The 20,005-nt window shown below is 52.6% G+C and carries 21 protein-coding genes and 1 other RNA gene; 15 read left to right on the top strand and 7 right to left on the bottom strand.

The genetic code is table 11. The features are described 5' to 3' along the window. Nucleotides 1-10: 10 nt before the first annotated feature. The gene (gene paaD, locus FIV45_RS03820) at nt 11-517 is read left to right on the top strand and encodes a 1,2-phenylacetyl-CoA epoxidase subunit PaaD (RefSeq protein ID WP_099471037.1); all 507 of its coding nucleotides are present in this window, start codon (nt 11-13) and stop codon (nt 515-517) included. Nucleotides 518-569: 52 nt separating this feature from the next. Then, entirely contained in the window at nt 570-1,655 is a 1,086-nt protein-coding gene (gene paaE, locus FIV45_RS03815) for a 1,2-phenylacetyl-CoA epoxidase subunit PaaE (RefSeq protein ID WP_099471036.1), read from the top strand. A gap of 233 nt (nt 1,656-1,888) precedes the next feature. On the opposite strand, the gene FIV45_RS03810 is transcribed toward paaE, so the two are convergent. Together FIV45_RS03810 and FIV45_RS03805 are read right to left on the bottom strand one after the other, a co-directional pair. Beyond that, a complete protein-coding gene (locus FIV45_RS03810; protein ID WP_099471035.1) occupies nt 1,889-2,290 on the bottom strand; it encodes a helix-turn-helix domain-containing protein in 402 nt (133 codons plus the stop codon). Between the two features lie 353 nt (nt 2,291-2,643). Further along, entirely contained in the window at nt 2,644-3,366 is a 723-nt protein-coding gene (locus tag FIV45_RS03805; protein ID WP_099471034.1) for a helix-turn-helix transcriptional regulator, read from the bottom strand. A 555-nt stretch (nt 3,367-3,921) separates the two neighbouring features. On the opposite strand from FIV45_RS03805, the gene FIV45_RS03800 reads away from it, so the two are divergent. The 5 genes from FIV45_RS03800 to FIV45_RS03780 all read left to right on the top strand — a co-directional run bounded on the left by FIV45_RS03800 (nt 3,922) and on the right by FIV45_RS03780 (nt 8,001). Next, nucleotides 3,922-4,473, top strand: coding sequence for a GNAT family N-acetyltransferase (locus tag FIV45_RS03800; protein ID WP_099471033.1), 552 nt, complete (start codon nt 3,922-3,924; stop codon nt 4,471-4,473). Between the two features lie 69 nt (nt 4,474-4,542). Further along, nucleotides 4,543-5,241, top strand: coding sequence for a hypothetical protein (locus tag FIV45_RS03795; RefSeq protein ID WP_099471032.1), 699 nt, complete (start codon nt 4,543-4,545; stop codon nt 5,239-5,241). A gap of 28 nt (nt 5,242-5,269) precedes the next feature. Further along, nucleotides 5,270-6,661, top strand: coding sequence for a leucyl aminopeptidase family protein (locus tag FIV45_RS03790; protein WP_204601984.1), 1,392 nt, complete (start codon nt 5,270-5,272; stop codon nt 6,659-6,661). 77 nt (nt 6,662-6,738) lie between these two features. Further along, nucleotides 6,739-7,089 (top strand): MarR family winged helix-turn-helix transcriptional regulator, encoded by a 351-nt coding sequence (locus FIV45_RS03785; protein WP_099471030.1) that lies wholly within the window; start codon nt 6,739-6,741, stop codon nt 7,087-7,089. Nucleotides 7,090-7,140: 51 nt separating this feature from the next. Further along, on the top strand, nt 7,141-8,001 hold the full coding sequence (locus FIV45_RS03780) for a C40 family peptidase (RefSeq protein WP_099471029.1): 861 nt from the start codon (nt 7,141-7,143) through the stop codon (nt 7,999-8,001). 100 nt (nt 8,002-8,101) lie between these two features. Here the strand turns inward: FIV45_RS03780 and FIV45_RS03775 are convergent, their stop codons facing one another. Next, nucleotides 8,102-8,692, bottom strand: coding sequence for a c-type cytochrome (locus FIV45_RS03775; RefSeq protein ID WP_099471028.1), 591 nt, complete (start codon nt 8,690-8,692; stop codon nt 8,102-8,104). 235 nt (nt 8,693-8,927) lie between these two features. Here FIV45_RS03775 and FIV45_RS03770 point away from each other — a divergent pair, with 235 nt between their 5' ends. Continuing rightward, nucleotides 8,928-9,788 carry a prephenate dehydratase gene (locus FIV45_RS03770; RefSeq protein WP_099471027.1) on the top strand — a complete coding sequence of 287 codons (861 nt, stop codon included), beginning with the start codon at nt 8,928-8,930 and terminating at the stop codon, nt 9,786-9,788. On the opposite strand, the gene FIV45_RS03765 is transcribed toward FIV45_RS03770, so the two are convergent. Next, a complete protein-coding gene (locus tag FIV45_RS03765; RefSeq protein ID WP_099471026.1) occupies nt 9,785-10,408 on the bottom strand; it encodes a pyridoxamine 5'-phosphate oxidase family protein in 624 nt (207 codons plus the stop codon). The genes FIV45_RS03770 and FIV45_RS03765 overlap by 4 nt on opposite strands. 93 nt (nt 10,409-10,501) lie before the next feature. Between FIV45_RS03765 and pdxR the strand changes: the two genes are divergently transcribed. Then, complete coding sequence (gene pdxR / locus FIV45_RS03760) at nt 10,502-11,929, top strand: MocR-like pyridoxine biosynthesis transcription factor PdxR (RefSeq protein WP_099471025.1); 1,428 nt, start codon at nt 10,502-10,504, stop codon at nt 11,927-11,929. Here pdxR and FIV45_RS03755 read toward each other — a convergent pair. Both FIV45_RS03755 and nudC read right to left on the bottom strand, forming a co-directional pair. Beyond that, nucleotides 11,906-12,325: an acyl-CoA thioesterase gene (locus FIV45_RS03755; protein WP_099471024.1), complete on the bottom strand. Its 420-nt coding sequence runs from the start codon at nt 12,323-12,325 to the stop codon at nt 11,906-11,908. The genes pdxR and FIV45_RS03755 overlap by 24 nt on opposite strands. Nucleotides 12,326-12,425: 100 nt before the next feature. Then, nucleotides 12,426-13,379 carry an NAD(+) diphosphatase gene (gene nudC, locus FIV45_RS03750; RefSeq protein WP_099471023.1) on the bottom strand — a complete coding sequence of 318 codons (954 nt, stop codon included), beginning with the start codon at nt 13,377-13,379 and terminating at the stop codon, nt 12,426-12,428. A gap of 125 nt (nt 13,380-13,504) precedes the next feature. On the opposite strand from nudC, the gene ffs reads away from it, so the two are divergent. From ffs to FIV45_RS03720, 6 genes are all read left to right on the top strand, one after another. Then, nucleotides 13,505-13,599, top strand: an RNA gene (gene ffs, locus FIV45_RS03745) — signal recognition particle sRNA small type. A 111-nt stretch (nt 13,600-13,710) separates the two neighbouring features. Continuing rightward, on the top strand, nt 13,711-15,549 hold the full coding sequence (locus FIV45_RS03740) for a DNA polymerase III subunit gamma/tau (RefSeq protein ID WP_099471022.1): 1,839 nt from the start codon (nt 13,711-13,713) through the stop codon (nt 15,547-15,549). A 64-nt stretch (nt 15,550-15,613) separates the two neighbouring features. Continuing rightward, a complete protein-coding gene (locus FIV45_RS03735) occupies nt 15,614-15,937 on the top strand; it encodes a YbaB/EbfC family nucleoid-associated protein (RefSeq protein ID WP_099471021.1) in 324 nt (107 codons plus the stop codon). 32 nt (nt 15,938-15,969) lie between these two features. Then, nucleotides 15,970-16,578 (top strand): recombination mediator RecR, encoded by a 609-nt coding sequence (gene recR, locus FIV45_RS03730; protein ID WP_099471020.1) that lies wholly within the window; start codon nt 15,970-15,972, stop codon nt 16,576-16,578. Nucleotides 16,579-16,588: 10 nt separating this feature from the next. Continuing rightward, nucleotides 16,589-16,957, top strand: coding sequence for a GFA family protein (locus tag FIV45_RS03725; RefSeq protein WP_099471019.1), 369 nt, complete (start codon nt 16,589-16,591; stop codon nt 16,955-16,957). A 421-nt stretch (nt 16,958-17,378) separates the two neighbouring features. Further along, nucleotides 17,379-18,689, top strand: coding sequence for a methyl-accepting chemotaxis protein (locus FIV45_RS03720; protein WP_099471018.1), 1,311 nt, complete (start codon nt 17,379-17,381; stop codon nt 18,687-18,689). Nucleotides 18,690-18,808: 119 nt separating this feature from the next. On the opposite strand, the gene FIV45_RS03715 is transcribed toward FIV45_RS03720, so the two are convergent. Continuing rightward, complete coding sequence (locus FIV45_RS03715; RefSeq protein WP_099471017.1) at nt 18,809-19,957, bottom strand: DNA recombination protein RmuC; 1,149 nt, start codon at nt 19,955-19,957, stop codon at nt 18,809-18,811. Nucleotides 19,958-20,005: the final 48 nt, after the last annotated feature.

Below are 20,005 nucleotides of genomic sequence, written 5' to 3'. Positions count from 1 at the left end.
GGCAGACAAAATGGTAACAGCACAGCGTAATTTCGATCCGGCCCAGGTCTGGACCATCCTAGAAGAAGTCAAGGATCCGGAAATTCCGGTGCTGTCCATCGTCGACCTCGGCATCGCCCGTGAGGTGAAGGATACCCCAGGGGGCCAGCTGGAAGTGGTCATCTCACCAACCTATTCCGGCTGTCCGGCGATGAATATGCTGGAAGAGCAGATTCGCGAAACCCTGATCCACCATGGCTATCCCGACCCGGTGATCACCACACGCCTGTCGCCGGCCTGGACCACAGACTGGATGAGCGAAGCGGGCAAGCAGAAGCTTGAAGCGTACGGTATCGCGCCGCCGGAAAAGTCCACCACCAATAAATCCGTTTTATTTGGCGGACAGAAAAAGGTATCCTGTCCCCAATGCAAATCCGACCATACGGAACAAATCAGTGAATTCGGCTCCACTGCCTGCAAGGCGCTTTACCGCTGCCTCGACTGCCGGGAGCCCTTCGATTATTTCAAATGCATCTAGTCACAACGACAGACGTTTACTAAAAAATACATTAAAATCAGGGTTTTAACGCATGCCAGTATTTCATTCTCTCACCATTTCCAATATCCGCAAGGAGACCGACGATACGGTTTCCATCGCCTTTGACGTGCCCGAAGCGCTGCAAGAGGAATACCGCTATAACGCCGGTCAGTATCTGACCTTGAAAACGGTGATCGATGGCGAAGACACCCGTCGGTCCTATTCCATCTGCAGCGGCCTTTTTTGTGACGAACTGCGGGTGGCGGTGAAAAAAATCAAGGGCGGTCTGTTTTCCAGCTTCGCCAATAACGGCCTCAAGGTCGGCGACAAGCTTGACGTCATGACGCCGATGGGAAATTTCTACACCCCGCTTGATAAGGATCACAAGAAACATTATGTCGGCTTTGCCGCCGGCAGCGGCATCACACCGTTGATCGCCATGATCCGTACGGTTCTGGCCTATGAACCGCTGAGTACATTCACTCTGGTCTATGGCAACAAGACCCGCAAATCCATCATCTTCCGCGAAGATCTGGTCGACCTGAAGAACAGCTATATGGGCCGGTTCAACATGATCAATATTCTGTCCCGGGAAGATCAGGAAGTACAGCTGTTTTCCGGCCGCATCACCGGCGAGAAAGCCGATGAAATCATGGACAAATTGATTCCCGCCGGCGGCGCCGACGAGGTCTATCTCTGCGGCCCGGAAGAAATGATCACCGGCGTCTCGCAACGGCTCGAAGCCCGCGGCATGGCGAAGAAGAATATCCATTTCGAACTCTTCACCTCCCCCTCTGTCACCCAGGGCGAAAAACAGGCCGTCGAACAGGAGGCCTCCGCCGACCTGAAAGGCAAAATGAGCCAGGTCACTGTAATTGTCGATGGTGACGAATTCAATTTCGATCTCGACATGGGCGGCGAGAATATTCTTGATGCGGCTATGGAGCACGGGGCGGATGTGCCATTTGCCTGCAAGGGTGGTGTCTGCTGCACCTGCCGCGCCAAACTGATCGAAGGCAAGGTGAATATGGAAATCAACTATTCCCTGGAACAGGAAGAGGTCGACGCCGGCTTCATCCTCACCTGCCAGTCTCACCCCCTGACCGAAAAAATCGTCGTCGATTTCGATCACCGGTAAGGTTGCGGTTTAGAAAAAGGTTACACATCAACAAAGAACGCCTGAGCCATATCGCTCGGGCGTTTTTCGTTTAATCTTTGATGCCGAGCGAGCCAGAGGACTCACGGGATCGGAACGCCCTATCCTCAAATATTCACCGATAAATTTCGCTATTCAGGATTGAAGGAGGTCCACCCGTCTTGATTCATTTGGGTTTTCCAATTTTAAACAGCCTGCCTTAAGCGGGTTTTATATCAGGCTTCTCCTAGAACTTTGATCATACGCAACAGTTTGTTTCTGATGTCCTTGTCGCGGATCTCATAATAATATTTAACAAATTCCATAGTTTCCGGCCGATTGAGCATCCTATTTTCATCCGTCATTTCCGCCTGCCTGTGCTGATAGTCCTGCGCCACCTGTAACTCGGGCGGAAAATCATCAAAAAAGAAGGTGATCGGCGTCTTCAGAATTTGCGATAACTGATACAGCCGGCTGGCGCTCACCCGGTTTTTTCCCTGTTCATATTTCTGTATTTGCTGAAACGTTACGTTCAGTTCATGCCCCAGTTTGCTCTGGGTAAGTTTCCGGATCTTGCGCATGAGAAATATTCTTGAGCCTACATGAACATCTATCGGGTTGAGCGATTTGCGTATCATCTGATCGTTCCTGAATTTATTTTGGCATTTTTATGCGCCACCTCCCGTTCTCCATACCGGTTGGTGTACAGACTAGCGTACTGGTCAGCACACCTAATGTGCTGCTACGGGATACAATTATGAGACGGGGGAGAAATCAGCGTTGTTTATGCTACATGATTTTTAGAGGATATATGTCTTGTTTTCATCGTTTTTTCTGCCCCTATGAAGACGGATAATTTCACTCTAGAGTAACGTTTTATGTATCCAAAGATCATAACCGCCTCAGTAAAATATTTCCACCCCCGAAAACATGGGTCTTTTTTCCCCTAATTTTAGGGAAAAACAGCCCCCGTGCCTCTTCCGGGGATATATCAGATGATTTTCTTGAATTTCATAAAAGAAATAAGGGCAGTACGACTGCGAATACCTGTCGCACAAAATAACCCTTTGAAAATTTCATCAATATAGTTGGGGCTTTTATCCAGAATGAGGGAAATCTGCTTGGTTGTCAGACCCATTTCGGAAAGTCTCAGGATACGTTTGGCAAAAGGCTTTAAGGTTAGCGCGGATTTGCCAAAAAACTTATGGGTTAAGGCAACCTGCAGAAAACAGGAGGACAGTGCCGAGACCAATGTAAGATATTTCTGGCTAGAAAGAACCTCTTTCTCTTCCGGTGTTTTCTGTCCCGCCGATACCGTAACAAGTGCTCTATGATCGTGATTCAGCTGATAGGGGGTTGTAATACCATGATAATGAAAATGCTCATTTGCAACATCAAAAAACTTCTCTCTGATCTCGGGTATATTTTTATAGTCATCCGAACTCCAGAAAAACGCATCTCGCGATGTGAAGGATTTGACGAAAACCGGGTCAATCTCTTCAAACCTGTTTGCGTTATATTTCTCCCGCCATTCACTGTCGAACGTGTAAATTGCATGAACGAATTTCATATTTTTCAACGTATACACCATGTATATGAACTGGAAAAATCCCAACTCTTCAATAATACGTTGAAAGGTATCCTTTAATTCCCAGTCATTATGACATTGTTTCAGCTTTTCCGTGGATTCAATAAGAAAGCTGTAATGGTCCATAAAAAATCCCCTGGGCTATTAGGGGTAGTCAAAATAGTCACAACATTGACTTCCCCATTCTGTTGATCCCGATCTCTTCCCGGAACCGTGACTGGCTGAATGTGACCTGTCAGGAAAATCGGGTCATTTTCCCTTCCTGAAACAAGACAGAAACACCACCATAGTTTGTTTAATTAAAAACTATATCAACTATAGTATAGGACAAATAGCGGGTATATGCCAAGTGAATGATTCCATGATTTTCGCGTAACACCGACACCGGGTATCGCCACCCGAATTAGCACGGAAGTGGTTTTCGACCTTGAAGCAAACTATCAGATAAATGAAACCCTGAAGCTGTCCTTTGGTGGCCAAAATATTTTCCATAATTTTCCGATGAAACTGACCAGTTTCTGTCCTTTGGTCTGCCTTATTCCTTTCAGTCCCCTTTCGGGTTTAATGGAGGATTCTGGTATATAAAAGCCAATACGCGCTTTTAATATCATCTATCTATTTTTGTCATTGCCAAAGGTTTCTGATGCGGTAAGTTATAGCAACCGTAGAGAAAAGTGAGCCATGTCAGAACAACCTTTTACAACACCCCCTCCCCTGGAAACAGAGCGCCTGATCCTGCGTCCCCATCGCTATACAGACTTCCCGATCTATGAAGCCATGTTCCAGCATCCGGATTTCACCCGCTACACCACTGGCCAGCCTTTGCCCCGGGAAGACGCCTGGAACAAAATGATCCGCCACGGGGGACACTGGGCCATGTTAGGGCATGGTTATTGGGCCATAGAGGACAAGGCCTCCGGTGATTTCATTGGGGAGATTGGCCTTGCCGATTTCAAACGCGCTGTCACCCCCTCTCTCGACTCCATGTTGGAAGCCGGATGGGGGTTGGTCGCCAATGCCCAAGGCAAAGGCTATGCCGGAGAAGCCCTAAGAGCCATTCTGGTCTGGGCCAGAACCAATTTCCCGGACAGGGAAATCGTCTGCATGGTCGATCCGGAAAACGGCCCTTCGATTAAATTGGCCGAGAAAAACGGCTTCCACTTCTGGTCGACAGCAAAATATAAACAATATGACACGGTTCTCTATAAACATAATCAGAAGATCGATGTCTGACCACTTGAGAAATCGACGCAACTGGCTTAAAGTGAGGCCAATATCTAACCATATGGAAACGCATCAAAAATGTCTCTAGGCCTTGCCCATCGAAAAGAACTTCAGAAACGCCGCGCTCAAAGTTTCTGGTTTCTGTTCAAAACCGCCCTGTTTTTCACCATATTGATCGGCTGTAGCTATTATGCCTTTGATACAGGACAGAAAATAGCCTTGCTCAATGTGGCTTCGACACAGGAAAAATATGAGCAACAGGCCTCCGACCTTGAAAATATGCGTCTGGAACTCGGCAATACGGAAGCGGAACTTACCAAGCTGCGTAATTTGCTGCCAAACGAAGAAATTCAGGATCTTCTTGGCGTCATCAACCAAAAGGCGGCCGATGGCATCGCGCCGTCACGTATGGCCACAGTGATCGCCGGTCTGTCCGGTGACGAAACCTGTTCCGATGTCTCCCCGGCCAAACGTTTCGCCATCATCACCCCCGTCTCACAGTTGGCGGATAATTCCGTTAGCTTCTACCGCGGCCTGATCACCGTTGCCGGCACCGGAAGCCCGACCCTGAATGATGACGGCAACCCGGAAGCCTGGTTCGACCCGGCAAAACCGGTCAGCGCGACCTTCACCCTGCCCGGTGGCGAAACCCAGGAAGCCAGTGGGATTTTGCCGATCTACCATAGTGTGATCGTCAATGGAAAAGAATATCGCTTTAGCATCATTGCCGGGCGTCGCGCCTTTGCCGATATCACTGTGCGCAGCTGCGACCTGTAATATATATTTCAAAAACGAGGAGGTCTCCGTGACCGCACCCTGCCCTTATCTCTCCGCAACCGCCCGCAAAAAGGCTGTTCCGATCACACTGGTGACCCGCGACCATCAGGCCGCCTGGCAGAAAAGCCTGAGCCCGGCCCAGAGCCGTTGGGCCGATGACAATGACTTTACCGCCGCAGCCGGCCAGATCCTGACACTAGCCGCCGCCGACGGGAGCCTTGAAGCCGTGGCGCTCGGGATGGGGACGCATCATGACAAGAAGGACATCTGGGTTCTGGCGACACTGGCGCAAAGTTTGCCCAAAGGGTACTATCGCCTAGTCTCGGAGCATGATGAAAAACTGGCGGCTCTTGGTTGGGCCATGGCCCAATATAAATTCGACCGGTATCTCGACAAAAAAAATGACCGCGCCGCGGTGCTTATGGTCTCCACAGCAGACCTTCAGAGTCAGATTACCACCCTATTCCACGGTCTGACTCTGGTGCGGGATCTGGTTAATACCCCTACCTGCGATATGGGCCCAAGCCACCTTTCCGCCGCCATGCAGGCCCTGGCCGCGTCATACGGGGCAACCTTTCACGAAACCGTCGGCGATGCCTTGCTGGAAAAAGGCTATAACACCATTCATGCCGTGGGCCGCGCCGCTGCCAATGCCCCGCGATTGCTCGACATGTCCTGGGGCCGCCCCGATGCGCCAAAACTAACCTTGGTCGGCAAGGGTGTGTGTTTCGATACCGGCGGACTTGACCTGAAACCGTCTTCCGGCATGCGGATCATGAAGAAAGACATGGGCGGCGCCGCCCATAGTCTTGGCCTTGCAAGCATGATTATGGACAGCGGCCTGGACGTGCGTCTGCGTGTCCTGATCCCGGCTGTGGAAAACAACATTTCCGCCGATGCTTTCCGGCCCGGGGACATCATTACCACTTATAAAGGCACAACAGTCGAAATCGACAACACAGACGCCGAAGGCCGTCTGGTGCTCTGTGATGCGCTGACGCTCGGATCGGAGGAAGACCCTGACCTGATGCTTGATTTCGCCACCCTGACCGGGGCGGCCCGGGTCGCCATGGGATCTGACATCGTGCCGTTCTTCACCGACGGTGACGATATTGCCGGTGCACTCACCGACCAATCAGCAGAGGAAAGTGATCCGATCTGGCGTATGCCGTTATATGCCCCTTACGAAAGCGACCTCAAGTCCAAATGCGCCGATATGAGCAATATGGGCAGCGGACCGTATGGAGGCGCCATCATCGCGGCCTTATACCTCAAGCACTTCGTCACAAAACCAGAGAAATGGGTACATTTTGACGTCTTCGCCTGGAATTTAAACAACCGTCCGGGACGCCCCCAGGGGGGAGAAGCAATGGCGTTGCGTGCCGTGCTTGCATATCTGACAAAACGCTACGGCAAGTAAATGCTAAAAAACATTGCAGAAAGCCGAATATAAAGGCAGTATTTGAATAATATAGTGGAATAGAGTGGGGTTACGGGATGGAGATTGAACTCGGGGGACATAAGGGGCTGAAACTGTGGATGCAAACCCTGACAGATACGGTCAGAGCCAAAGGCCCGGATTTCACCTCGCGACAACTGGCCCTGTTGCTGAGGATCTACCTTGAACCTCAACCTCATACGGTGCGGGGCCTTGCCGCTACGCTCGGCGTTTCCAAACCTGTCATTACCCGCGCCATTGACACGCTCAGTGCTCAGGGGTTCGTCAAACGGGTCCGGGATGAAGAAGACAAACGCAATGTCCTGATTCAGCGCACCGTCAAAGGCGCCGTCTTCTTAACAGATTTTGCCGAAACCATGGAAAAGGCCCACTTGGAAACCAACAGCTGACCCCTGAATTAGAAACAGGTGCATCGTGATTATTCTATTGAGGAAAACCAAATGACCACATCATCCCTGGACCCGCGGCTGACCCCTGCACGAGCAGACCTTGCCGCGGCGTTTCTCAAGGGGCGCGTGACGGCAAAGCGTTTTTGCGAGGGAACTCGTTACCAACTTATTGATGGCCTGACAAATCTGTACGGTGCGCCTGACGCCAACACACCTCTGCAAACCCAATTGTTATACGGCGAGTATTTTACTGTTTATGACATCAAGGATGGCTGGGCCTGGGGCCAGGCGGAAAAGGACAGCTATGTCGGCTATTGTCGCGCCGACGCCCTTAGCCCCGATCTGCATCCCGGTACCCATTATGTCACCAACCTAAGCAGTCATATCTATTCAGAACCGAACCCGAAAAGCCCCGCCGTAGGGCAGGTCTATATGATGTCCAATGTCGCCGTTATCAATGAAATTCCCCAAAGAGGTTTCGTGCAACTGGCTGATGGAAACTGGATTTTCGCCCCCCATATCAGCAAAGATTATGGTGTAGACCCCTTGTCCGAGGCCCTTAAATTTCTCTATGCCCCCTACCTTTGGGGCGGCAAAAGCAGCATCGGCATTGATTGTTCGGGCCTGATCCAGCTGGCCTTCGCCGCCACCGGGGTGTTTCTGCCCCGCGACAGCGATCTCCAGGCCGAAATGATCGGGACCACACTTGATGACGACGCCGTGCCCCAACGGGGTGATATTGCCTTTTTCCCCGGCCATGTCGGCTTTATGCTGGATGACATGCATCTTCTGCATGCCAACGCCCATCATATGCGGGTTAGCATTGACCCCTTGCGGGACGTGATAGACATCGTCAGTTTTCAAACGGACGAGCCCCCCTTGCGTTTTATCAAACGCCCCGCGGAAGACTAGTCCCGTCACCGTCCCGGTCGTATCCCACAAAAAAGGCTGCTTCTGATACCAGAAACAGCCTTTAAATCATGTTTAAGCCCTGACGTTGCCGCCAGATATATTAATCGACCGTCGCAGGGTCCACCTCAGTCGCATCCACTGTTTCAGCGGCCTCAGCCGGAAGGTCCATCGGAGCATCGCTCAAGGACCGGAGATAAGCTATAGTCGCCGCACGGTCAGCTGTTTTTTTCAGACCCGCGAAACTCATTTTTGTCCCGTCGATAAAATCCTTTGGCTTTTTCAGGAAGGCATCAAGATCTTCATAGGACCAGTCGCCCCCTTTTGCCGTCATGCCACTGGAATAGGCAAAGCCTTCAACAGAACCTTTGGCGCGTCCAACGATGTTCCACAGGTTTGGTCCAACAAGGTTCTTGCCACCATTGTCAACTGTATGACAGGCTTTACACTTCTTGAAGATCTTTTCTCCCTTGTCCACTGATGATACAGCCAGAAGGCTCGCCAGAGTTGGGCCTTGCTCTTCTTCATCGTCATCATCAGACGCCGCCGCAGCCGTTTTCACTTCGATGGGATACGCGTTGGATTCCAGCTCATGATCTTCATAGACAATTTCAGTCAGGCCGCTAATACCGAAAACAACCAAAATGGTCAGCAAAAACGCCATTACAATTTTATTGATCTCAAAGGAATTCACTGTTCTTCCTCGCAGGTTAAATGTCAAAAAACTATCAGAATACTGTACATCAGAAGATTAAACTTCTACCTCAATGACCGCATCCACCCTCTTTGGTCTCTATTTACAGGGGTTTTCCCACGGATACAAGAACTCTTCAACTCATAAACAACAAAAAGCCGCCTTCAAAGGCAAAAAAGTTTGACAGCTCCCCCTGAAATAGAAATACTGCGCCAAATTCATCAAGGGCAGAATAATGCAAAATAAATCAAATTCAGAGAATATTGTTGCTTTCCAGGGCGAGCCAGGCGCCTATTCCAATCTGGCGTGCCGTACGGTCTTTCCTGACATGGACAGCTTGCCCTGCCATACCTTTGAAGATGTTTTTGCCGCGGTCGAAGAAAAGCGCGCCAAATACGCCATGATTCCGATAGAGAATTCTGTCGCCGGTCGGGTGGCCGCGATTCATCATTTGATTCCCCACGCTTCGCTGCACATTATTGGCGAGCATTTTCAACGCATCAACCATCATCTCCTGGCCATCCCCGGGGCCACCATGAACAGCCTGAAATCTGTCCGCAGCCATGAACAGGCCCTCGGCCAATGCCGCAACAATCTTCTTGGCTGGGGACTGGAACCAGACGTTTATTCCGACACGGCCGGCGCCGCCAAGCTGATATCCGAACTTCAGGACCCCAGCATCGGCGCCATCGCGTCGTCTCTCGCCGGTGAAATCTACGGATTGCAAAGCTTGAAAAAAGATATAGAGGACGCGGCCCATAACACTACCCGTTTCGTGGTCTTTTCCCGCGAACCCCTGATCGATCTGCCCAATAAAGGCCTGACCATCACCAGTTTTGTCTTTCAGGTCCGCAACAGCCCGGCATCTCTGTATAAAGTCATGGGCGGCTTCGCCACCAACGGTGTCAATATGACCAAGCTGGAAAGCTATCAGTTAAACGGAGATTTCGTCGCCACCCAGTTTTACGCCGATATCGAAGGTCATCCAGATGATCCAGGCGTGCAGCATGCTTTCGACGAGCTGAAATTTTTCACCAATGAATTCCGTATTCTCGGCAGCTACCCCGCCGCCCAGTATCGCCTGGACCGACGCTAAGTCTTTGGTTTCGCCTGCCCACGGGAGAGGGCAAAAGCGTCGTCTTCAAACCAGTGCGCTGCAAGCTCCGGCCAGCCGCGATCATCCATATCTGTGCGCTCTTTCCAGTTTTCCTTACCGCTCCAACTGGTAATATCAAGAGCGAAAACTGTCGTGCGTTTCAGGTCTTCCGGCCGGATAGGACTATATTCTTTCCCTAAAGCCATGGGTGAAAAATATTTATCAATCAAAGCATATAGCGCCGCCTTCTGTTCGGCTTCTTCGGTCACATGACGGACTTCGCCAAAGGCAACAACGCTCCGGTATTGGGCGGAAAAATGCAGCGCCTGATTAGACGGCAGAAGCTGCCCCATCTCTGACGCGCAAAAGCACATTTTCTCATGTCGTTCCGTGTTGGCGCGACGCCGTCCCACCGTCGAACCATGCATATAGATACAATGCTTCTCCACGTTATAGACGTAGGTCATGGGATGAACAAAAGGCTGGTCATCCCAGCGGCTGTCAAAATGCCCGAGCGGCAGGCGCTGGATCAGATCACTGATCCATGCATCGTCTTGCTTTAATTGTCCCCGCCGTTGCTGTGCCGCCGGGCGGGTAGCCAAGTCATAACCCCGTGCCATAATTCATTCCTTTACACAATATTGTCTTGTTTTCCTTTCCGGAATAACCGATTATTCGGTATTATAAAATATCCACTTATTGATAATTATTATATGACCAGTTTGCACATCACCCTGCGCCGGGACCATACAGAAACCCTGCAAGCCCAATTGATCCGCTACCTGAAACAACACATCAGGCAGCGCCAAATCGCTCAGAACCAACGGCTGCCCTCCAGCCGTGCCCTTGCCCGTGACCTGCAGGTTTCCCGTATTGTCACCCTCGCCGCCTATGAACAATTGATCGCCGAAGGATATCTTATCACCCGCCCGGGCGCAGGCACCTATTGCGCCACCGATATTCCACCGGAAAGTCCCGCCCCCCTCGCCTATCACGGGCCGGACTGGTTCACACCTCCCCCCGCACCGACGACACCGCCCGATGTGGATATTAATTTCATGCTTGGTCGCCCGGCCGGGACCCGGTTTGATGACGCGGCATGGAAACGGGCCTGGCGGCGGGCGCTGGCCCAGCCATTTCACAATCAGCCGCCCCCGCCGGAAGGCATTCTGCCCCTGCGCCAGGCCCTGGCCGATCATATGGCCCGCAGCCGCGGCATTCGCTGCCAGGCGCAAGACATCGTCATCACGACCGGCGCCGCCGATGTGATAAATCTTCTCGCCCGGGTTACGGCCCCTTTTCAGCCCCAGTGCTGCCTTGAAAATCCGGGCTTCATTGCCGCGCATCAGACTTTCACCCGGTACGGCCATGACATCCGCCTTCTGAATATTGACCATGATGGACTTCGGACCGTCGACCTGCCGGAAACACCGGGCCGGGCGAAGGTGCTCTTCTGTACCCCATCCCACCAGTTTCCCGTTGGTTTTCGTTTGTCACTCGACCGGCGTCATCAGGTGATGGACTGGGCGCGCCGTCATGACGCCCTGATACTTGAAGATGATTATGATAGCGAATTTCGCCACGATGTCGCACCTTTACCCCCCCTCAAGGAGCTCGATCAGACCGGACATGTCCTGTATTTCTCCAGCCTGTCCAAAAGCCTGTCGCCGGCCATTCGCATCGGATATATGATTGCGCCAGCCACCATCCGTCAGGCCGTCGCCCGTGAGATTGACCAGAATCACATGCAGCCCACCTGGCTTCTGCAGCAGGCGATGGCCCATTACATCGAAAAAGGGGATCTGGACAAGCACCTCCGGCGCATGCGGCGCCATTACGGAAAGCTGCACAAAACCATGAAAAGTGGTCTTTCTGGCCTGCCAGAGGGTATTAAGATACACGGACTTGATGCGGGATTACATTGTTGCCTGGAACTGCCGGCCCATAATCGCGATCACCTGCATCAGGAGCTGATCCGTCGGGGCGTATACATCACAGGACTGGACCGCTACTATCAGGGTCCCCCGCCCTGGCAGGGCTATGCCCTGGGGTACAGTCATTTAACTTCGGAAGAGATTACCCGCGGCTGCGATGCGCTCTGTCAGGTGCTGAAGATTTTACGCGTCCAGGGCCGTCTGTAGATTGGTTTTGACCTGGTCCGGCAGGCTGATGGCTTTCCGGGCGACCTTGTCAAAATACAGGCCGGTCAGGGTAGTCACCGCGGCGACAACGCCTGTTTCTGCATTGCGCATTTCGTGACGAAACTTGATCGATTTATCGCCGAACTCAACCACCTCGCTGTGAATGGTAATCACATCACCGGCCAGCAGTTCGCTCTTGTATTTTATGGATTGTTCCACCGCAACAACGCCTTTTTTATCTTCCCGCATAGCCTTGCCCTGCAGGCCGGCAGAGGAAAAGAAATTCCAGGTTGCTTCGTCAAATTTACCCACGTAATGCATGACATTCATGTGACCCATATGATCGCAATGCCAGGAATATACCGCGCCCTGATAAGTTTGCCGAGATTTGCTCATGTTGCTATGCCTTCACCCTACGTTTTACAGGAATCCAAATTCGCTCATTCTATGACATAAAAAACAGCCTGCTGCAATCGGCCTTCACCATTTCAGGTGATTATTTCAGCCAGTTTTCCAACAAGTGGCGGGCAATGGCGAGCGTTGGCGGCACACGAAATTCATCGTCACCACCATTGGCCATTTTTGCTTTAAGCTCGTCACGGGAAAACCAGCGGGCATCGCTGAGTTCAGTCTTATCAATCGTAATGTCCTCCGTCAGGGCTTCCGCCATGACCCCGATCATCAGGGTCGACGGAAACGGCCAAGGCTGGCTCTGTACATAAGTCACCTTGCCAATTTTGATACCGGATTCCTCCAAGACCTCTCGCCGTGTGGCTTCTTCAATGCTTTCGCCAGGCTCCATAAACCCTGCAAGCGCTGAATAATTTCCTTCGGGCCAGCCAACGCCCCGGCCCAGAAGACAGTTATCCCCTTTATACACCATCATAATAACCACAGGGTCCGTGCGGGGAAAATGTTCCGCTCCACAATCTTTGTTTTGACATTTACGGACGTAACCGCCGCGTTCAGATATACTTTTTCCTCCGCAAGAGGAACAATAGTGTCGGCGGCCATGCCATTCCAGAAGCATCTTTCCCCGGCCAAGTAGTGACGGTATATCGCTAAAGCCCCCTTGCCCCACCTGTAGGGCAACCGATCTTAAGTCGATGAATTTTTCATGCCCCTGCAAGGTGACATTACCCTTAACCGCCCCGGCAAAAAACGCATTCTGATGATCATCCAGGCCAATAAAAACCCAATCATTTTCCCGCCAGTTTTCCCCAAGAAAGCTGTCAAGTTCATCGGAAAACTTGAAACCGGGATGCAAACCGTCAGAGACATCCATCAACGGACATCCTCCGGCATATATCAGAAAGTGAGTAGATGATTCGCTTAATTGCTGTTTCAGCCACGCCTGGTCTCCGCGCAGGTGATCTGCTGTATCCAGGGGAAAGCCCGTAAAGATACAGGGCGCTGTCTCGCTAGCGCCCATAGCGGCTAAATCAGTCATGGAACGTCTCCAGTTATTCTTATTTTAGTTCTTATTTTTGACGCAGATTGGCATACCCGGCATCTTTTTTCCACAACAATGCACAACAGACTTGATCTTAAGGTCAAAAAAGACCATATAAGCGCTCGAGAGGTTGGCGGACGACTGACCCGCCAATTCGGTCAGGCCCGGAAGGGAGCAGCCGTAACGGGATAGGTCGGGTCGTTCAATCTCTCACTTAAAACTCCCCCCATTTTTTAACTCCCCGCCTTTTTTTAACTCACCTATGGCAAATTCAATCCGGCACATCTATAGTATCTAAAAAACCGTTAGACGATGGATTACAGACTATATGTCAGAGACGCCTTCCAAGATCAAAGATGAGAATTACCGCGTTCTGGCGCGGAAATATCGCCCGACAAATTTTGACGAACTGATCGGCCAGGAAGCCATGGTGCGCACCCTGTCCAACGCCATCGAAACCGGACGACTGGCCCACGCCTTTATTCTGACCGGCGTACGCGGTGTCGGCAAGACCACCACCGCCCGCATTATCGCCAAGGCTCTGAACTGTATCGGCCCCGACGGCAAGGGCGGCCCGACCATTGCCCCCTGCGGTCAGTGCGACAATTGCACCGCCATCGCCGAATCGCGTCATGTGGATGTGATGGAAATGGACGCCGCCAGCCGCACCGGCGTCGATGACATCCGCGAAATCATCGAAGGCGTACGCTATGCCGCCGTCTCCGCCCGTTTCAAGATCTACATCATCGACGAAGTGCACATGCTGTCGCGCAACGCGTTCAATGCGCTGCTGAAAACCCTGGAAGAACCGCCGGAACATGTGAAGTTCATTTTCGCCACCACCGAAATTCGTAAAGTTCCCGTCACCGTGCTCAGCCGCTGTCAGCGCTTTGATCTACGGCGGATTTCCATCGAACAGCTCAACGCCCATTTCAGCAAACTCGCCAAGCTTGAAGGCTGCGAGATCGAAGACAAGGCCCTGAGCATGATCTCCCGCGCCGCCGAAGGATCGGTGCGCGATGGCCTCAGCCTGTTGGATCAGGCCTTCGCCCACGGCGCAGGCGCCGTCAGCGAACAGCAGGTCCGCGACATGCTGGGCCTTGCCGATCGGGCCCAGGTGCTGGATCTCTACAAGGCCATCATGAAGGGGGATACCGCCGACGCCCTCACCCAGTTGCGCCATCAATATGATCACGGCGCAGACCCTGTGGTGGTCTTGAGCGATATGCTGGAACTCACCCACTGGCTGACCCGCCTGAAGGTGGTGCCCGATGCCGGGGAAGACATTGTCACCTCCGAAGCGGAACGTAAAGAAGGCATGGAAATCGCCACCGGCCTCAGCATGCCAATTCTGACCCGGTCATGGCAGATGCTGATGAAGGGACTGGAGGAGGTGCGGATCGCCCCCTCTCCTTTGGCCGCCACAGAAATGGTGCTGGTGCGCATGACCTATGCCGCCAAGCTGCCCACTCCCGGCGACATGGTCAAGAAATTACAGGACAATCCGCAAGGTGGTCCCGGCGGCGCCGTCTCCTCTGGTGGCAACGCAAGTGGCGGAAACGCCCCGGCCGCCCGCGGCGCCGGTCAGATATCCGGATCCGACAATAGCGGTGCGCCAAAAGCCTTTCAGGTGATCCGCAGCAACGGCCAGGCCCGTATTCTGGCCCAGGATTATGTCCCGGCAGAAGTCAACGCCCCGGACGCGGACGTGGTCTATGAACCCAATCCAGAGACTTTCGCCGATCTGGTGGCCCTGTTTGAACGTTACGCCGAAGCCTCGATCGCCTTCCAGCTTAATGACAACATCCATCTGGAAAAATTTGAGCCCGGCATTGTCGTCTTTCGTCAGAAAGACCAGGTGCCGTCCAACCTGATTGGCCGCATGGCGGATCTTTTGAAACAATGGACCGGCAAGAACTGGCTGATTAGCCAGACCACCGAACGTGGCGATGACACGCTTTATGAACAGGAACTGGAAGCCGAACGCCAGTTGCGGCAACGGCTGAGCCAGAACCCGCTGATCAAGGCGGTGCTGGAACAATTCCCCACGGCGCAGATTTCAGACATTCGCAAGAAAGCCGACGAGTTTTTGTTGCTGGACGACGGATCGCATGATTTCGTCAATAGCGACTTTCTGGTGGATGAAGAAGATTTTGGCCTGGAGTAGGCCTTGATTCTCACGCCCACGCCCCATATTACAATTAGACATATATGACGACCTTGGAGTACCCATGAAAAATCTTGGTAAAATGATGAAGCAAGCCCAGGAAATGCAGGGCAAAATGACCGAAATGCAGGAAGCCCTGGAAAAGGCGGAATGCACCGGTCAGTCCGGCGGCGGTCTAGTGACCGTAACCCTGAACGGCAAAGGCAACATGCGCAGCCTTAAAATAGACCCGAGCATCTTTAACGGTGATGATGCGGAAATGGTCGAAGACCTGATCGTGGCGGCCTTTAATGACGCCAAACGCAAGGTAGAGGAACATTCCCAGGCCGAAATGCAGAAAGTTACCGGCGGTCTGCAACTGCCTGAAGGTTTCAACCTGCCGTTCTGATGCGCCTTTACCTCTGACAAAGGGATTATCCCGTGTACCGCAAAGCCTCCTATGGGTCCGAACTTGACCAATTGATTCAGCTGCTCTCGAAACTGCCCGGCCTCGGTCCCCGTTCGGCCCGCCGGGCGGCGCTGCAACTGATCAAGCGCAAGGATTCGATCATGCGCCCTCTCTCCACGGCACTGGCCGAGGTGGCGGAACATGTCAATCCCTGCAGCACCTGCGGCAATCTCGATACCAGTGATCCCTGTCACATCTGTGAAGGCGACCGGCGTGACCGGACCACCATCTGCGTGGTCGAGGATGTCGCCGATCTCTGGGCGCTGGAACGTTCCGGCACTTATCGCGGCCTTTATCATGTCATCGGCGGCACCTTGTCGGCCCTGGACGGCGTGGGCCCGGATGATCTCAATATCTCGCCTCTTATTGAACGGGCCCGGGAAGACCTGGTGACGGAGGTAATCATCGCCACCAACGCCACCGTCGATGGCCAGACCACCGCCCATTATATCACCGACCGTCTAAAGGACAGTTCGGTTACCGTCACCCGCCTCGCCCACGGCGTCCCTGTCGGCGGCGAACTGGATTATCTTGATGACGGCACCCTGACCGCCGCCATGAGCTCTCGACGCCCCTTTTAAAGGAGATATTATGCAGCATAAAGGTTCCTGCCATTGTGGCGTCGTCAGATTCACCGTAGAAGCCCCGACAGACATCATCGCCCGACGCTGCAACTGTTCCATATGTAATATGACGGGCTTCATTCATGTGATTGTGGAAAAGCCGGCCTTCACCCTGATCAACGGCGCTGATAACCTTAACCTCTATACCTTCAACAGCCATACCGCTCAGCACTACTTCTGCAAGACCTGCGGTGTGAAGTCATTCTATATTCCCCGATCACATCCTGATGGCTATAGCATCAATCTGAACTGCCTCGACAAATCGACATTTTCCAGCATTACACTTGAGGATTTTGATGGTCAGAACTGGGAACAGAACGTAAAAGACATCACCTGATTAAAAAACTCATCACATTAGAAAATTCTTCTTCATAAGGTTTTCCAACCAAATTACCTCCTTTCTTCTCATAAACTTGCCAATCGACGCTTGCAGAGGCGGAATTTAATCTGTTTTTAACCAGCAGTGCCTAAAAATACCATTTAATGACACATGGCGGAGTCTATCCGTCTTGTTGGTAATATCCCTATTGGTAATTCAATGAGTATGATGCGTATGTTTATGGTCAAGCCCTCTACATTCTCGACTTTTGCCGGACAGAAATCATCATGCCGCCCGTCGGAGAGAGGTAAATGTTATCTGGATCGTCCGTTTTGACATTTTCCAGTCCATGCCCTGCCCTAATCCATTACGAACCTGTTTACGCCTTAAGCACAGCGCCTGAAAAAATCAGGAATGCCGAGATCAGAAAGAACAAAAAATGAGCCTTTTCGCCAAAAAAATAACATCTCCCAAGGGCTCCGCCCAAAAAGATATTACCACCCTGACAGACCTGTGCCGGGCCATTGCCGCAGGCGATAGCCCGGAAATTCTGGAAACATTCTCCGGTTCATCAGACCTGACGGACCTTGCCCACGCCATTCACGAAATGAGCCGTAACAGCAGCAACCGCGAAATCACCCGTGAAATCATCGCCGCCCGGGAAAACTTCGCCAAACTGAAGGAGGGCGACCTTGAAGTCCGTCACTTCCCTCAGGACCGTGAATCCGAAATCGGTTTGCTGTCGATGGAAGTCAATGCCTTTGCCAATGTGGTCCAGTCTTTCCTCACTGAAATCAACGAAACCATGCGGGCCGTAAGGGACCACAAGTTTTCCCGCCGCATTCAGCCGGACGGACTCAGCGGGGAACTTCTGAGCTACAGTGAGTCCATCAATCACGTCATCGACCAAATCCAGGAAAACGACGCCACCCTGAAAAACATGACGACAAAATTCATTCATAATGTGGAAGAAATGATCTCTTCTGCCGCCGATCTGGCGCCGAAAGCCTCCGCCATGTCCGGCAATGCCAAAAGCACCAAGGATTCTTGCGATTTTGCCGTCCGTTCCGCAACCGAAACCAAGATGAATGTTCATACGGTCGCCAGCGCCGCCGAAGAATTGAGCAGTTCCATCGGAGAGATTTCCCATCAGGTCGAACGTTCCTCCGCCCTGGTCACTGAAACCGTGCAGGATGTGGGCAAGACCAATGACGCCATCGGCGAATTATCGACTGAAGTCGAGGAAATCAGCGGCGTGCTCAATATCATTACCGAGATTTCCGGCCAGACAAACCTTCTGGCGCTCAACGCCACCATCGAAGCCGCCCGCGCCGGGGAAGCCGGCAAAGGCTTTGCCGTGGTCGCCAATGAAGTAAAAAGCCTGGCCCAGAAAACCGCCGAAGCCACCGACAAGATCACCACGCAATTGCAGAAGATCCAGTCCGTGACCAAATACGCCATTGGCACCGTTGCCCATATTGGAGAGAAAATCAACGAGGTGAAAACCATCTCTGTCAGCATCAATGATTCCATGGGTGAACAATCCGCGGCCACCAGTGAAATCAGCCGCAGCGCCCAGATGGCCGCCACCAGCACCGAAGAGGCCAACAAGCGCATCGAAGATGTTAACAGCGGCGCGGACGAGACCGGCAATGCTGCTTTGGAAATGCTGAAAACCGTATCCGCCATCAATGACCGCGGCGCGGCGTTACAGGCGGACCTGAACGCCTTCTCCGCTAAAATCAACTAACAACACGCCTCCTATCATCACAGAAAAGCCCTGCCCCGGAAACGCGGCGGGGCTTTTTTGCACCTTGTGGCATCGAAATTGAAACTGACTAAACGATACTGCGCTTTCATGCCAGCAGTCTATTCCACACTCAACTTCCCCTGAACCGGCTCCAACGCCTCGGCGGGGCTTTCGGCTTCTTCCAGCTGCAGACCCTCGATCTTCTCGCCGCGGCTCATCACCTTGCGGGCCGAGGTTTCAATCAAGCCGATGTCTTTTTCCGCCTGATGGAAATGAACGCGCAGCTTTCCAACCCGGTCATCAAGACGGCCAACATCCTCCATCAGCACGCCCACCTCTTTCTGAATCACCCCGGCCTGTTCGCGCATGCGGGCGTCTTTGAGGACCGCCCGCACCGTGTTCAGGGTCGCCATCAGGGTCGTCGGACTGACGATCCACACCTTGGCGCGGTAGGATTTCTCGACCACATCGGGGAAGCTCGCGTGCAGTTCCGCATAGACCGCTTCGCTGGGCAGGAACATCAGCGCCGATTCCGCTGTCTCACCAGGAATGATATATTTATCGGAAATATCCTTCACGTGTTTCAGGATATCGGCGCGGAAACGGGCAGCGGCGAGTTTGAACTGCCCGTCATCCTCGGCATTGCGCAGCGCATGATAGCTTTCCAGCGGAAATTTGGCGTCAACCACGATGGATCCCGGCGGATTGGGCAGCTTGATCAGGCAGTCGGCGCGACGACCATTGCCCATCGGGGCCTGAAACCCATACGCGCTCGGCGGCAAAATCTGGGAGACCAGATCATTAAGCTGAATTTCGCCAAAGGCGCCACGGGCCTGTTTATTGGACAGGATATCCTGCAGCCCCATCATCTGGCCACTGAGTTCGGTGATATTCTTCTGGGCCACATCGATCACCGCCAGACGGCTTTTCAGATCGCCGAGGGAAGCCGTGGTGTCCTTGGTGTTTTTTTCCAGACTGTCGCCCATGCGCTGACTGACCTTGTCAAGCCGTTCAGCAAGCGTCCGGTTCATCTCTTCCCGGTCCTTGCCCGCCTGTTCCGACATCTGGCGCAGGCGGCCTTCCAATGACGCTGTGAGCTGGACCAGCTGCTGCATCTGGGCCATTTGCCCGGTTTTGTTTTCTTCGATCCGCGCCGACATATCCTGATTATGCCGCCCCAGGCGCCGCACTATCGCGAAGATGAACAGGCTTACGCCCACAAAAGCGATAATAACGCCGCCAATGAGCCACAATGTGGTCTGATCCATGAAAGATACCCTCTTTTGCCTTATTTTATGCCACTGTCCGTAATTTTT

Source organism: Paremcibacter congregatus (genome assembly GCF_006385135.1).
GTDB lineage: Bacteria > Pseudomonadota > Alphaproteobacteria > Sphingomonadales > Emcibacteraceae > Paremcibacter > Paremcibacter congregatus.
This window is presented reverse-complemented; position numbering and strand designations above follow the sequence as displayed.